General features: G+C 37.3%; 15 protein-coding genes and 1 pseudogene. 8 read left to right on the plus strand and 8 right to left on the minus strand.

Features of this window, described 5'->3' with window-relative positions:
- Positions 1–35: 35 nt before the first annotated feature.
- On the plus strand, positions 36–512 hold the full coding sequence (greA, locus tag AAHI99_RS05695) for a transcription elongation factor GreA (protein WP_342227320.1): 477 nt from the start codon (positions 36–38) through the stop codon (positions 510–512).
- An 18-nt stretch (positions 513–530) separates the two neighbouring features.
- On the opposite strand, the gene AAHI99_RS05700 is transcribed toward greA, so the two are convergent.
- Positions 531–1247: a hypothetical protein gene (locus tag AAHI99_RS05700; RefSeq protein ID WP_342227321.1), complete on the minus strand. Its 717-nt coding sequence runs from the start codon at positions 1245–1247 to the stop codon at positions 531–533.
- 170 nt (positions 1248–1417) lie between these two features.
- Here AAHI99_RS05700 and AAHI99_RS05705 point away from each other — a divergent pair, with 170 nt between their 5' ends.
- The 3 genes from AAHI99_RS05705 (at position 1418) to AAHI99_RS05715 (ending at position 3057) form a co-directional block, all read left to right on the plus strand.
- Positions 1418–1585 (plus strand): transposase family protein, encoded by a 168-nt coding sequence (locus tag AAHI99_RS05705; protein WP_342227322.1) that lies wholly within the window; start codon positions 1418–1420, stop codon positions 1583–1585.
- 60 nt (positions 1586–1645) lie between these two features.
- On the plus strand, positions 1646–2092 hold the full coding sequence (locus AAHI99_RS05710; RefSeq protein WP_342227323.1) for an ISAs1 family transposase: 447 nt from the start codon (positions 1646–1648) through the stop codon (positions 2090–2092).
- A gap of 104 nt (positions 2093–2196) precedes the next feature.
- The gene (locus AAHI99_RS05715; RefSeq protein WP_342227324.1) at positions 2197–3057 is read left to right on the plus strand and encodes an ankyrin repeat domain-containing protein; all 861 of its coding nucleotides are present in this window, start codon (positions 2197–2199) and stop codon (positions 3055–3057) included.
- A 159-nt stretch (positions 3058–3216) separates the two neighbouring features.
- Here AAHI99_RS05715 and AAHI99_RS05725 read toward each other — a convergent pair.
- Positions 3217–3665 (minus strand): annotated as a pseudogene (locus AAHI99_RS05725) (IS701 family transposase); the annotation flags it as partial.
- Between the two features lie 116 nt (positions 3666–3781).
- Positions 3782–4576, minus strand: coding sequence for a thymidylate synthase (locus AAHI99_RS05730; RefSeq protein ID WP_342227327.1), 795 nt, complete (start codon positions 4574–4576; stop codon positions 3782–3784).
- A gap of 188 nt (positions 4577–4764) precedes the next feature.
- Here AAHI99_RS05730 and AAHI99_RS05735 point away from each other — a divergent pair, with 188 nt between their 5' ends.
- Positions 4765–6096 carry a UDP-glucose/GDP-mannose dehydrogenase family protein gene (locus tag AAHI99_RS05735; RefSeq protein ID WP_342227328.1) on the plus strand — a complete coding sequence of 444 codons (1332 nt, stop codon included), beginning with the start codon at positions 4765–4767 and terminating at the stop codon, positions 6094–6096.
- A 1-nt stretch (position 6097) separates the two neighbouring features.
- Complete coding sequence (gene galU, locus AAHI99_RS05740) at positions 6098–6976, plus strand: UTP--glucose-1-phosphate uridylyltransferase GalU (protein WP_342227329.1); 879 nt, start codon at positions 6098–6100, stop codon at positions 6974–6976.
- A 58-nt stretch (positions 6977–7034) separates the two neighbouring features.
- Here galU and AAHI99_RS05745 read toward each other — a convergent pair whose 3' ends face one another.
- Positions 7035–8327 carry a transglycosylase SLT domain-containing protein gene (locus tag AAHI99_RS05745; protein WP_342227330.1) on the minus strand — a complete coding sequence of 431 codons (1293 nt, stop codon included), beginning with the start codon at positions 8325–8327 and terminating at the stop codon, positions 7035–7037.
- Between the two features lie 282 nt (positions 8328–8609).
- Between AAHI99_RS05745 and AAHI99_RS05750 the strand changes: the two genes are divergently transcribed.
- On the plus strand, positions 8610–9329 hold the full coding sequence (locus AAHI99_RS05750; RefSeq protein WP_342227331.1) for a class I SAM-dependent methyltransferase: 720 nt from the start codon (positions 8610–8612) through the stop codon (positions 9327–9329).
- Entirely contained in the window at positions 9322–9768 is a 447-nt protein-coding gene (gene rnhA / locus AAHI99_RS05755) for a ribonuclease HI (RefSeq protein ID WP_342227332.1), read from the plus strand. The genes AAHI99_RS05750 and rnhA overlap by 8 nt, the downstream gene beginning before the upstream one ends.
- 153 nt (positions 9769–9921) lie before the next feature.
- Here the strand turns inward: rnhA and lpxC are convergent, their stop codons facing one another.
- The 4 genes from lpxC to AAHI99_RS05775 all read right to left on the minus strand — a co-directional run bounded on the left by lpxC (position 9922) and on the right by AAHI99_RS05775 (position 14271).
- Entirely contained in the window at positions 9922–10845 is a 924-nt protein-coding gene (gene lpxC, locus AAHI99_RS05760; protein WP_342228364.1) for a UDP-3-O-acyl-N-acetylglucosamine deacetylase, read from the minus strand.
- Between the two features lie 41 nt (positions 10846–10886).
- A complete protein-coding gene (ftsZ, locus tag AAHI99_RS05765) occupies positions 10887–12065 on the minus strand; it encodes a cell division protein FtsZ (protein WP_342227333.1) in 1179 nt (392 codons plus the stop codon).
- 28 nt (positions 12066–12093) lie between these two features.
- Entirely contained in the window at positions 12094–13317 is a 1224-nt protein-coding gene (gene ftsA, locus AAHI99_RS05770; RefSeq protein ID WP_342227334.1) for a cell division protein FtsA, read from the minus strand.
- A 168-nt stretch (positions 13318–13485) separates the two neighbouring features.
- Entirely contained in the window at positions 13486–14271 is a 786-nt protein-coding gene (locus tag AAHI99_RS05775) for a cell division protein FtsQ/DivIB (RefSeq protein WP_342227335.1), read from the minus strand.
- Positions 14272–14321 lie beyond the last annotated feature (50 nt).

Raw genomic sequence — 14321 nt, forward strand, 5'->3', positions numbered from 1 at the left:
GAAGAAAGATCTAATAAGCAAGCTAGAGAGAAATCATGAAAAAAGTTCCTATGACTATCAGCGGTGCTGAACATTTAAAGGAAGAACTCCACCAATTAAAAACCTTAAAACGGCCACAAGTAATTGCGGCTATTGCTGAAGCGCGTGCACATGGAGATCTCAAAGAAAACGCTGAATACCATGCTGCGAAAGAAATGCAAGGTTTTATCGAGGGTCGAATTACCGAAATCGAAAATAAATTAGCCAGTGCACAAATCATTGACGTCACCAAAATAAACAATCATGGCAAAGTCATTTTTGGCTCTACCATACATTTACTTAATACCCAGAATGATGAAGAGGTTACCTATCAAATAGTCGGTGAAGATGAAGCTGATATCAAACATTCGAAAATATCAGTCGCCTCACCCATTGCCCGTGCACTCATCGGCAAAGAGGAAGGCGACAGCGTTGATGTCCAAACTCCTGCGGGTTTGGTTAACTTAGAGATTGATAAAGTCGAATATATTTAAAAGTTTCTTTATTCTTAATTAAGCTTTTAAATTAAATTTGCTGACTGCGATTGCTTTATTAACATAATTGTTACTTAAATCATCCATTTCATCATCGGTTAAATTATCAATGCGAATTGCATCTCTGTAACTTTGAGGAATCTTTTTTCTTTCCGGTTTAATATTTTCTAAAAAAGGATGATTTTTTGACAAAACAACCAATTTTCCTTTTATATCAAAGTTAAATATTTTAGGGCTTTCCCTTCTCGAATTGTTACTAAATAATGAAGTATTTGTGTTACTTCGTATCAGACTAGGTATTCGGGATAGAGATTTATTGGACTTAACTTGCTGAGCATCAAGATTCTTTTCAGAAAACTGCTCTGATGAAAAAGAAACTTCAGAAGAATTATTGCTACCATATGCTGATTCTTTATCAGAATCATTTGATGTTAAAGAAAGTTTAAACTCAGGTAAGATTGGTAAAAACTTAAGATCATTTTCTAACAACGGTTTCTTTTCATTTATTTTGCTTTTTAAATTATGGAATGATTTTTTGAATTCTTCTAACTTTCCTCGTCCAGGAATTAATGTTTCTTTTCTTCCATCTTTTTCGTCTTTAATAAACTTTAAATAATATTGCGCATTAACCCAAAGTGCAGTCTGATTATATGGAGCCAGATTTTCATCATTAACCTCGTAAAATATAATACTAAGTCCTTGACCAAAAACTATTTCATTATCATTTATATTCACTGAAATTAACCTATAAAAATTACTTAATAAAATTATAGGCTAACGATTTATACTTAAGGTTTCCTTAAAGGAATGGAAATAAAATACAAATTACCCAGGGCAAATGCATTTTAACTAATTGAAAAAAGGGGATAAAAGAATTAAGTTGTTTTTTTTTTAGAAGAAGAACAATGATGAAAAAAGAACTAAACGATATATTTATAAAACACTTTTCGTGCATAAAGGATCCGAGAATAGAGCACTGCAAACGCCATTTGTTACTAGATATTTTAGTATTATCACTGTGTGCGGTGATGAGTGGTGCTGAGCAATGGATTGATATCGAAGCCTATGGGTAAGAAAAAGAAGCTTGGTTAAAGACGTTTCTAGAATTACCAAATGGAATTCCCTCGCATGAAATGGTTGAAGGGGATCATGGCCGCATCGAAACACGACGTTATACGGTATTACCCTTGATGTACTTGCATCAATTTAAGTGTCGTTGGAGTGGATTGCAAAGTTTAGTCCAAGTTGAAAATCATCGCCAAATAAAAGGCGGAGAATATAGTGTTAATAAACGTTATTATATTAGCTCGCTTCCCATGAAAGCAGACTTAATAGCAAAAGCCATACGTGCTCATTACCGTATTGAAAATAACTTACATTGGAGTTTAGATGTTATTTTTAAAGAAGATTTATCACGAATACGTATTACAGCACTCGCTCCTGAAAATGTCGGTTGGTTACGACGATTTGCTTTATCTCTCTTGAAACAAGAACCCTCCTTAAAAGCTAGTATTCGACGTAAACGTTTCAAAGCCCTTATGGATAATAAATATTTATTGTCTGTTTTACTCGCTAATTAAGATGCGTTTGCCCTGGTGAGTATAGCGACTCGCTCATTAATTTAATTTTTTATTAATTATATTGATATATAATTCATCTACTATTAAAAAAAAAGAGGTATTTCATGTCTAAGTTCACTGAAACCGATTTGATTCATGCTGTTAAAGAAGGCGATCTAGCAAAAGTAAAAGCATGTATACAAGCAGGAGTCGACGTCAATGCACTCAGTAATTATGGAAACACAGCACTAAGTATAGCCGCTAAATTTGGTGAAGCTGCAATTGTAGAATACCTTATAGAGAAAAAAGCTAATGTTAATGTACGTGGTGATCAGGGGAATACTCCACTTTTGGAAGCCTCAAAGTCTGTAAGGAAAGAAGCAGTGATCACATTGCTTATAGTAACTGGGAAAGCCGACGTTACTCTAAGTAATAATGCGGGATCTACGCCTCTGCATTTCGTAGCTAGCACTATTCCGCTAATAAAAGAAAAATTTAAAATGTTTATGAATCCGGCTGATATGGAAACAAGCAACTTTTCTGCAGATAATATCAAAATAATAAACTTGCTTCTATTGAATGGAGCTAATGCTAATGCAACGAACACCAATGGGCATACACCTCTCGAAAATACGTGGAAAATTAACTACGATAAAACTGAGATGAGGAGGCCACTTCTTGAAGTAGCAAAGGTACTTATTCAAGCTATGCTTTCGCAAAATCCAGAAATAAAAAAGCCTAAATTTTTTAAACATGAAAAAGAACTGTCAAACTATTGGGACAAACTAATTCATAAAATCAATTATTTATTAGAAAATAAAATTATAGGTAGTAAAGATGCGACTAAAAGGATTTTAGCTACACCCATACCATTTAATACTTTATTTTCTTTGTCGCTTAACCAGTTCTTTAAATCACCGAATCTGGAAGTAATTGAAAATAAAACTGATCAAATGGATACTACACCCCCTAAATTAGGAGGCTAATTTCGTTTAAACCTCGCTCCAGCAACTTCTTGGGCGAGGTTTATCAGCTTTCTCAATTTTTAGCGTTAGGGTTTTTTTCATATTTTTAGCCATATTAAGTAATTCTGTTTGACTTTCATAAGGATCCAATAAATTCGCTTGTTGATTCCTTAAACCGGGTACATGATTATTAACCGCTTGCTGAACCAGCAAGCGAAACAGCTCATACTTACCGATAATTGATTTTCGTTTTTGCTTGTGTGTTTTAATATCTGAATAAACCTGCTCTTTTTTTACAGCTTCATAGCCAATGGGCAGGGCTATGTCCCCATAGCGAACCAGGCAGGAAAGTAAATTATGCCCTTGACATGCCGATGTTTAGCGTGGGAAAAATGCCAACAATTCACTGCATTTTCATCTGTATAGCTTTTTTCTGAAATGGTATCGTCGAGTAACAATACTCCGTCGTTTTCTTCATGACGACGAATTTGAGGCTTCACATAATTCCAGAGTGCTTTTGACTCATAAGCTGCTGCACGCAGAAACCCACTTACCCGATCATGGCTAATTTCTCCATTCAACATCGCTGCCAATCCTGCCGCTGTCGCATAGCCATTTTGGCTAATCAAATAATCCTATTATTTCAATAGCTTAACTCAAGATAATACATTTTTTGTAGCGTGCAAAGACAAATTACTTTTTTGATAAAAAATTTAATTAATATTTTTTATTGCACATTGAACTACTAAACCGCTACCGCAGCTTTAATCGCCGGATGATACGCATAATCTTTTAATGCGAAATCTTCAAAGCAATAATCAAATAATGATTCTGGTTTGCGTAAAATATTTAATTGCGGTGCAGTGTGAGGCTGTCTAGACAATTGAGTGTGCACTTGTTCAAGATGATTATTATAGATATGACAATCGCCGCCGGTCCAAATAAACTCACCGACCTGCAAATCACATTGTTGCGCAATCATATGGGTTAATAACGCATAAGAAGCAATATTAAAGGGGACTCCTAAAAATGCATCGGCACTACGTTGATATAGCTGACAGGAAAGACTCGAATTAGCGACATAAAATTGAAATAACAAATGACAAGGCGGCAAGGCCATTTTTGTTAGCTCGCCCACATTCCAAGCGCTAACAATTAAGCGACGCGAATCCGGGTTAGTTTTTATTTGTTGTATTAACTGACTCATCTGATCTATCGTTTGGTGATCGGCTGTTGGCCATGAACGCCATTGCTTACCATAAACAGGCCCTAAGTTACCCGCTGCATCGGCCCATTCATCCCAAATAGTGACTTGATGATCATTTAAGTAGCGAATATTGGTATCACCACGTAAAAACCACAGTAATTCATAAATAATACTTTTTAAATGTACTTTTTTGGTCGTGACGAGCGGGAAACCGATACTCAAATCAAAACGCATTTGATAAGCAAAGGTACTAAGTGTGCCGGTGCCCGTCCTATCGGTTTTGGCTTGTCCCATATTAAGAATATGTTGTAAAAAATTCAAATAGGGTCGCATCAAAGTTACTCACTAAAACACCAAAGTCTAGCCTATGTTTAGCCAAAATTGAAGCAATCCCCATTCTGCGATACTATACTCGCCGCACATGGGTTTTTGTCTGTGTTGCCGCTCGATATTAAAGACGTAATTTCGTCTCTTTAAGGTATCCATTTACACTCTAGTATTTTCTAGCTCTTATTAAAATTATGCGAATTAATCTCTTTGGTGCAGGTTATGTAGGTTTGGTCACAGCGGCTTGTTTAGCTGAGCATGGAAATAAAGTGCTTTGCATTGATATTGATCAAGAAAAAATAAAACGCTTACAATCAGGCGAATGTCCTATTCATGAGCCCGATTTGCCCGCTTTATTGCAAAAAAATTTAAGCGCCGGACGACTAAATTTTAGTACAGACCCTCAAGAAGGCATAGAACATGGTTTTTATCAATTCATTACCGTAGGCACGCCTCAAGATGAAGATGGATCAGCGGATTTAACTTATGTTTTAGAGGTTGCAGAATATATCGGGAAAACTCTACAGAAGCCCAAACTAATTATCAATAAGTCGACTGTACCTGTTGGCACTGCTAATAAAGTAAAGGCCATTATTCAAAAACAATTAGATCATCGTAACGTCACTATTGCATTCGATGTCGCTTCAAATCCTGAGTTTTTACGTGAAGGCGCGGCAGTGAATGATTTTATGCGTTCTGACCGAATTATTATTGGTACCGATAATAATTCGGCAGAAACCCATTTAAGACACCTCTATAGGCCCTTTAATCGAAATAATGATCGTTTAATCGCTATGGATATTCGCTCTGCCGAACTGACCAAATATGCAGCCAATGCATTTTTAGCCACCAAGATTAGTTTTATAAATGAAATGAGTCAGTTAGCAGAACGTTTAAATGCAGACATAGAGCAAGTTCGCATTGGCATCGGCTCCGATCCTCGTATCGGTTATCATTTTATTAATCCAGGATGTGGTTATGGTGGCTCTTGTTTTCCTAAGGATGTAGTAGCTTTAGAAGCCACCGCAAAAACAGTTGATTATCAACCTCGACTATTAAATGCTGTACATCAAGTTAATGATGCACAAAAAAAACTTTTATTTAGCAAAATTTCTCAATACTTTAAAAATGATTTACATGGAAAGATAATCGCCCTCTGGGGTTTGTCCTTCAAACCAAACACGGACGATATGCGCGAAGCACCTAGCAAAGTGTTGATTGCGTCGGCTTTAGCTGCAGGAATGAAAATTCAAGCATTTGATCCCGTCGCGATGTCCGAAGCCGCACGTTTGTATAAGAGTGAAATTAATTTTAGTTGTTGTGATAGCCCAGAAAAGGCTTTAATTAATGCAGATGTTTTAGTAATAGTCACTGAATGGAACATCTTCTTTAATCCTGATTTTCAACTCATCAAACAACATTTAAAAGAACCCGCTATCTTTGACGGAAGAAATCTTTATGATCCAGAATGTTTAAGGCAATTGGGAATTAAATACTATGCCATTGGTCGCGGGGAGCATTTATAACATGAAAAAAATTACCAAAGCTATTTTCCCGGTTGCGGGTCTTGGTACACGTTTTTTACCCGCAACAAAAGCAAGCCCCAAGGAAATGTTGCCTATTGTGGATAAACCTTTAATTCAATATGCAGTAGAAGAAGCGATTGCTGCAGGAATTACTGAACTTATTTTTATAACAAGCAGTAGCAAACGGGCTATTGAAGATCATTTTGATTCGAATTATGAATTAGAAGCCAAGCTAGCCGAAACAGGAAAAAAAGATTTGTTAGCTATTGTGAAAAATATCTTACCGAAAGGAGTTAGTTGTGTTTATCTACGCCAACCGGACACATTAGGCTTAGGACATGCTGTTTTGTGTGCGCGACCTCTTATTAATGAAGAACCATTTGCTGTTTTACTTGCCGATGATTTGATTGATTCCACTATCCCTTGTTTGAAGCAAATGTTAGATATCTATCAAGAAAAACAGAATACTATCATTGCTGTTCAAGCTATAACTCCTGAAGAAAGTGAACAGTACGGGATAATCGGTTATAAAATTAAAGAAGGTAGACTGAGCCAGATTAACACTATTGTAGAAAAACCTAGTCACAAACAAGCCCCTTCCAATTTAGCTGTGGTTGGTCGTTATATTCTTACTTCAACTATCTTCCCTTATCTTTCGCAGACATCTATTGGAAAAAATGGAGAAATTCAACTAACTGATGCAATCGCTCGACAGCTTAAAGACGAAGTAATGTATGCTTGGGAATTTGAAGGTATACGCTATGATTGTGGGAGTAAGTTTGGTTATTTAAAAGCAACGATCGCCCATGCTATAAAACACCCAGAAACTAAAAACTTATTTACTCATTATTTAAAGACTTTGAATAATAAACTTGATTAACCCTTTCTCCAAAAAAAAACGAAGAAGGATTGATACCTCTTCGTTTTAAAGTTTATGCTTATGAAAACATAATTTTTAATTTTTCACCTGGCTTGATAAAATCGCCATCAAGCTTATTCCAAGCTTGTATCTTCTTAACCGATACATGGTAGTGCTTAGCAATACCTGTTAGCGTATCTCCACTTTTTACCAAATGGATTTGCTGCGAACTTGGCTTAGTTTGATTACTCACTAACTGCACAGGACCATGCTTGCCTATTGATCCAGCTTGTTTTAAAGCAAACTTAGTATCATTAGATTGAGCCTTGCCTACCTTATAGTTCGCGCTTGATGCAGTAACTAATTGTTGTTTATACAACGCTACCCTATCAATAGGTAAAGCAAGCTGACCACGTTTAATCGCAACTGAAGTACTTTTCACCCCAGGATTCAATTCCTTTAAATCCGCAACGCGCATACCTGCTAATTTAGCGACATGAGTTAAACTCATGCTATTTGCGTCAACTAACTCTAAATAAGGCTTAGCACTCACAGGAGGCAAACTCACGCCATACTTATCTGGATTTTTAACAATCGCAGCTAACGCCAATAAACGCGGAATATAAGAACGTGTCTCAGATGCCAATGGCAATGCCCAGAAATGGGTATTCTTATCCTGTTGCGTATTATGGCGAATCGCATTCTGCACGTTACCTTCACCCGTGTCATAAGCCGCTATGGCCAATAACCAGTCACCCCCGAAGAAGCTTTTTAAATAGGTAAGGTAATTTAAGGCCGCATTGGTCGAGCTACTAATATCTCGACGACCATCAAAACCTCTATCTTGATGAACACCATACCCTTTAGCGGTAGTGGTCATTAACTGCCATAAACCAGCCGCGCCGGAAGACGAGTTAGTTGCTGATGGATTATAACCACTCTCAATAATAGGCAATAAAACCAATTCTGTAGGCAAATCACGCTTTCTCACCTGCGCATATACATAGTAAATATAAGGCGCAGCTCGATTCACCGCATCTTTTAAATAGAGCGGGTTTTTAGCAAACCAACGGATCTGCTCTTGGACCTGAGGTTGGTTTTCCTCACGAGCTGATAATTGTAAATGGGCTCGAATAGGCTCCCAAAGTGTACCCTTCTCTACAGCGCTATACAGCGCTTTAGCATTTTGCGGAGCTAAACTACTACCGGTCGATTTCATAATAACGTTTTGATAGGTTTTACTATCCGTATCGTTACCTACACCGCTGAGACCCATACCCCCTTCTTCAGAAGCAGGAAATTGCACACATGCGGTGACACCCACTGCTAGTATGAGTAGTGCGGTAAGTAATAATGTATAAATTTTAAGCATTTTATAAGTCATATTAAAGATCTTACGGGGACGGCTTAGGTAGGTCAAGATAAAGGGCTTACAAGAGCTAAATTAAACGTCATTTTTGTAAGCTTTTAACCTACATTTAAAGCGGGTATTTCTTACTCAAATACCTACATTTTTACATTGATTTTATGTATCTAATAAAATACATACCATGTATTTTTAGGTCTTTTTAGTCTTACCCTACCTATGCGATAATAAAAAAGTGTTAAGATTCATCGATTATTACTTCTAACTGTTTTTAGCTGGATAACCCTTTTGAAACAGCATTACCTGGATATTGAAGATCATCGTTTAGCTAGTCTAATTCCTCATTATGCTGGCCGCCACTTATTACAATTGAGCCCTTATTCTTTTTCAAGCTTGTCTACCAGTCCTATTATCCATAAAGTTACCGTTTCTTCGAGCTATAAATGTAAGCTAGATACCTACAAAATAGATTGCTCTGATCTGGAAAGCTTATACACTCATTTACCATTTGCCAATGATAGTATTAACCTAATCCTCATGCCCCATACGCTAGAAGTAAGCAAAAATACCGCACAAGCCATACTTACAGAAGCCTGGCGAGTATTAGCCCCCAATGGCCATTTAATTATTCTAGGTATCAATCCTATCAGTTTATGGGGCCTATATCAGTTATGCTCAATTAATAAGAAACCTGCTTGGGAAGGTCGTTTTCACACAATCCAAACCCTTTGTCAATGGATACACTTTTTAGGGGGTGAAATTCAGCATACTGAGAGCTTTCTATTTCGACCCCCTTTATCCAGCCCCCTCGGTATGTGGTTATTTAAGAAATTAGCTTGGTTAGAACGGATATCCCCTTGGCTTATTCCCTATATGGGAGGAATTTATTTGATTATTGCTGAGAAACGAATAAAAAGATTAAATGGCCTAGGCTTAGTTTGGCAATTTCCGCCAGTACTCAATAATAAGGTCTTAGCACCCAATGCTCGAGGGCCCCACCATGCATAAAATTCCAAAAATAGAGATTTTTACCGATGGTGCTTGCCGGGGAAACCCTGGACCTGGAGCCTGGGCAGCTCTCCTGCGATACCAGGGGAAAGAAAAAACCATTTCTGGTACCGAAAACCCTACTACTAATAATCGCATGGAGTTAATGGCGGCCATTCAGGCTTTAATGGTAGTAAAAAAACCCTGCCAAATATCACTCAGCACTGATTCGCAATATGTTCAAAAAGGTATTACTGAATGGCTGCCTCAATGGAAGCGACGAGCTTGGCTTACTGCCAATAAAAAACCTGTTAAAAATTCTGATTTATGGAAAGAATTAGCTATCCAAGCTGAACGTCATCAAATCCGCTGGGAATGGGTAAAAGGACATAGCGGACATCCAGAAAATGACCGAGTAGACAGTTTAGCTAATGCTGCCTTAGATAAGCTTTTAAAATAGCTAATTATACTCTGAAAGAAAATAGATAATAAACTCACAGCAATTGGATTTTTGGCAAGTCGCCACGAAAATGCACTACCGAAATGTATTTAAGAAGCATAAGGATTGTGAATTCAGTTGCAACACCAACAAAAGTGCAAGTGCAAAGAGTAGTCAGTCCTTAAGATAATAAGCATCTAACAAAGCACGTCGATAAACGAGCGGTGCCTTTATTTCATCTTCAAATTCAACATATTCCCAAGCATCTGCATTGCTCAACAAACGGCGTAATAAAAGATTATTCAGTGCATGACCAGATTTATAACCACTAAATGCACCGATGAGGCTATGACCTAATAAATAAAGATCTCCCACTGCATCAAGGATTTTATGACGCACGAACTCATCCTCATAACGTAAACCGTCTTCATTCAGTACCCTATACTCATCTACAACCACTGCATTATCAAGGCTTCCACCCAAAGCGAGCCGTACCTCACGTAATTTCTCATAGTCTGCCATAAAGCCAAATGTACGTGCGCGGCTAACCTCTTTAATATAAGAAGTCGTGGAAAAATCAATACTTGCTTTTTGACTACGATTTTGAAAAAGTGGGTGATTAAAGTCAATTTCAAATGAAACCTTAAATCCATCAAATGGTTCAAAAGAAGCCCATTTATCCCCTTCAGTCACTTTTATAGCTTGTTTAATTCGAATAAAGCGTTTTGAAGCGCTTTGTTCCTCAATACCTGCCGACTGAATCAAAAAAATAAAGGGTCCTGCGCTTCCATCCATAATGGGAATTTCTGAAGCGGTAATATCAACATACGCGTTATCAATACCCAAACCTGCCATAGCCGACATTAAATGCTCTATGGTCGCAACTCTGACACCATTTTTTAGTAAAGTAGTTTGTAAGGTAGTTTCACCGACATGTTCAGCACGAGCTTGAACTTCAACAATAGGATTAAAATCTATCCGTCGAAAAATAATTCCCGTGTTAATAGGTGCCGGTCGCAAGGTTAATATTGCTGTTTCACCACTATGTAATGTAATGCCAGCGGCTTTAATAACGTTTTTTAAAGTACGTTGTCTCAGCGCACGTGATGTTTGAATTGAATTGTTTTTTCTGGACACCCTTAAGAAACCTCTTCTTGTCTTCGTAAAAAAGCCGGAATATCAAAATATTCAATATCGGTAACAGCATTATCTGCTGTGGACTTACTTGGTGTAACAACACCTTGTTTGCGTAATACCGTAGGACGCTCCAACTGATGATAATCTAAACTACCGTCAGCTGCTCTAATGAGGCTTGAATCCTCTCCCTCATGCATTACCGTGCCTGTAGGAAGATGATGTCCTAAACCTGTTATCACTATTGTTACTCGTAACTCATCATTCATTCCTGGATCTATCACTGTACCAATGACAACATTAGCGTCTTCTGAAGCAATTTCTTTAATCACTCCACCGACTATTCCAAATTCTTTCATTGATAAATCCGGTCCCGCAGTTATATTAACTAATACACCACGCGCACCTTTTAGATTGATATCCTTTAATAGAGGACTGCCGATAGCGGCATTTGCTGCCGATAGTGCTCTATCTGAACCCAATCCTACTCCTGTACCCATCATGGTCGTACCCATCTCTGACATTACGGTTTTAACATCCGCAAAATCCACATTAATTAGACCGGCACGTGTTATTAAAGCAGCAATTCCTTTGACAGCGCCAAATAATACATCATCTACCGCTTTAAATGCATCTAAAAAACTAACTTCATCGCCTAAAACATTCATTAACTTTTCATTAGGGATAGTAATCAACGAATCGACATGCTGACTAAGTTGCTTAATTCCTTCCTCAGCTAAGCGCAAACGCTTCTTTCCTTCAATCTCAAAAGGCTTAGTTACGACCGCTACGGTCAAAATTTTCATCTGCTTAGCAATCTCAGCAATAACGGGTGCAGCACCCGTTCCTGTACCGCCTCCCATCCCTGCAGTGATAAACACCATATCGGCGCCCTCTAAAGCCGCTCTAACTCTTTCTCTATCTGCTTCGGCAGCAAGACGACCTATTTCAGGATTTGCTCCAGCACCTAAACCTTTAGTAATTTGTTGACCTAATTGTAATAAACAATTAGCAGAAGAGTTTTTTAGCGCTTGGGCATCGGTATTAGCGCAGATAAACTCTACTCCCGGAATATCTTGTGCCAACATATGTTCAAGAGTATTTCCACCACCACCTCCAACGCCAACAACTTTTATGACAGCATTTTGTAGAGGGGGATTGTGCGAATCAAATTTGGCACTCATAATTAACTCCTAAGAATTTCAGTATTATTTAAAAATTTTCGCATAACCAATTTTTTATACGTGCTATTTTTTTACCAAATAAAACATTAGGTTTTCTCTGTTCGCATTGTTGTTGATAGCCATATAATAGTAAACCTGTACTGGTTGCATACATTCCATTCGTGGTTACTTCGCTATTCCCAGTAATATATTGAGGATGACCCAGTCTTACAGGTAATTTAAAAATCTTCTCTGCTAATTCGACACTACCATTGACATTAGACGCACCACCCGTCAACACCACTCCTGCTGCAAGAAATTCTTCAAAACCACTACGATATAATTCAGCTTTCACTAAATGGAAAAGCTCTTCATAGCGTGGTCCTACCACTTCTGCTAAAGCACGTTTAGTCAGCGTGCGCCCAGGGCGATCTCCCACTCCCGAAACTTCGACAAGTTCATCTGGATTTGCTAGTTCTGATAAAGCACAAGCATGTCTTCTTTTTATCTGTTCTGCACTTTGTGTGGGTGTTCTTAACGCAACAGCAATATCATTCGTGACTTGATCACCCGCAATTGGAATAACCGATGTAAAACGAATAGCACCTTCAGTAAATATAGCGATATCGGTGGTTCCACCGCCAATGTCTATTAAACACACACCCAACTCTTTCTCATCTTCTGTTAATACAGATTGACTCGATGCAAGTTGTTCTAAAATTATTTCCGTCACTTCTAAACCACAGCGTTGGATACATTTAATGATGTTTTGAGCCGCGCTAACTGCACCCGTTACCATATGTACTTTAGCTTCTAATCGCACACCAGACATCCCTATTGGCTCACGAATACCTTCTTGGCTATCAATTATAAATTCTTGGGGTAAAATATGTATTATTTTTTGATCCGCTGGAATAGCAACTGCTTTCGCAGCATCAATCACCCGTTCCACATCTGCATGGGTAACTTCTTGATTTTGAATCGCAACAATTCCATGAGAATTTAAACTTCGAATATGATTTCCAGCAATACCAGTATATACACTTCGAACTGGACTTCCTGCCATGGCTTCTGCTTCACCCACAGCTTGCTGAATTGAATCAACGGTTGCATCAATATTAACTACAACACCTCGCTTTAATCCTAATGAAGGATAAATTCCCATACCAATAATTTCGATACCATTGGGCTTAACTTCACCCACTAAGGCATTGACCTTGGATGTGCCAATATCTAAACCTACAATTAAATTCTTAATCGGTTTCTTTGCCATATTATTTCACCTTCAATTAAATTCTCTAGATCTTTTCAAACTTCATCATTTAACTTCATTGTTAGGATATAGCTCGTTACTTTATTTTTTGTGAACCGAATTTTCCCCATAAACTCAAAACTCATTTGCATTTGGAAAAAATCTATTGTTTTACATCATTAATAATTTCTAAGAAATCCGTTTCTTAAACTTTACTGCCATACCATGGGCATATCGGAGATCCACATAATCTACCATAGATACTTTACTTGCAATAACATCAGAATAAACATCTAGCAAACGTTCTACTTGTATAGAAGGTTGATTTCGATTTAAATAAACTGTTAACCCATTATCTAACTTTAGATACCAATATTGTTGATCAACTAATCTTAATAATTTAATTTTTAAGTTTAATTGTGCAAACATTGGATTCAGTGTGATATAGGTTTGTAATAAATATTTTTGTTGGCCTATGGGTCCTTCAAAAATCGGGAGATCTAATGCCCTAGAATCTCCATCTGGAATGAAAATATTACCTTGCTCATCTAATAAACCATGCTTTCCAATAAAAGCGATAGGTTTCTTAGTAATAAAACTTACCGCCAATGTATCGGGCCAAAATCGTTTTATGTTTACATTAGCTATCCATGGTAAATGTAAAATTTTTTCTTTTAACCCCTGGCTATCTAAACGAAAAAAACCTTTTGCAATAAATGGCAAAATAATTTGCTGCAAATGACTTTGCTTAACATAAGTTAAATCACCACTGATTTTAATGTTTTTAACAGGAAAGCAATTAGGATTGGTTAATTTTTGCCATAATAAAATTAAACTTAATATGAGTAATAAACTCAATGAAAACTTAAAAAACCATCCTTTTGAAGGCAATTGGGAACTTAAACGGGCCAATCTAGGTTTATCGCGTTGCCGTTGGAATCGTTGGTTTTCAACTACTTTCCCATTTTTAACCATCGCTTAGCCATCAGAAATACAAGAAATCAAAAGGGATAATAATCTATATA

It is taken from the genome of Rickettsiella endosymbiont of Rhagonycha lignosa, from assembly GCF_964031165.1.
Lineage (GTDB): Bacteria > Pseudomonadota > Gammaproteobacteria > Diplorickettsiales > Diplorickettsiaceae > Aquirickettsiella.

Excerpts from the sequence above, each read along its gene's own strand:
- greA (WP_342227320.1), top strand. The coding sequence starts at position 36 with ATGAAAAAAGTTCCTATGACTATCAGCGGTGCTGAACATTTAAAGGAA.
- AAHI99_RS05705 (WP_342227322.1), top strand. The coding sequence starts at position 1,418 with ATGATGAAAAAAGAACTAAACGATATATTTATAAAACACTTTTCGTGC.
- AAHI99_RS05710 (WP_342227323.1), top strand. The coding sequence starts at position 1,646 with ATGGTTGAAGGGGATCATGGCCGCATCGAAACACGACGTTATACGGTA.
- AAHI99_RS05715 (WP_342227324.1), top strand. The coding sequence starts at position 2,197 with ATGTCTAAGTTCACTGAAACCGATTTGATTCATGCTGTTAAAGAAGGC.
- AAHI99_RS05730 (WP_342227327.1), bottom strand. The coding sequence starts at position 4,576 with ATGCGACCCTATTTGAATTTTTTACAACATATTCTTAATATGGGACAA.
- AAHI99_RS05735 (WP_342227328.1), top strand. The coding sequence starts at position 4,765 with ATGCGAATTAATCTCTTTGGTGCAGGTTATGTAGGTTTGGTCACAGCG.
- galU (WP_342227329.1), top strand. The coding sequence starts at position 6,098 with ATGAAAAAAATTACCAAAGCTATTTTCCCGGTTGCGGGTCTTGGTACA.
- AAHI99_RS05745 (WP_342227330.1), bottom strand. The coding sequence starts at position 8,327 with ATGCTTAAAATTTATACATTATTACTTACCGCACTACTCATACTAGCA.
- rnhA (WP_342227332.1), top strand. The coding sequence starts at position 9,322 with ATGCATAAAATTCCAAAAATAGAGATTTTTACCGATGGTGCTTGCCGG.
- ftsZ (WP_342227333.1), bottom strand. The coding sequence starts at position 12,065 with ATGAGTGCCAAATTTGATTCGCACAATCCCCCTCTACAAAATGCTGTC.
- ftsA (WP_342227334.1), bottom strand. The coding sequence starts at position 13,317 with ATGGCAAAGAAACCGATTAAGAATTTAATTGTAGGTTTAGATATTGGC.
- AAHI99_RS05775 (WP_342227335.1), bottom strand. The coding sequence starts at position 14,271 with ATGGTTAAAAATGGGAAAGTAGTTGAAAACCAACGATTCCAACGGCAA.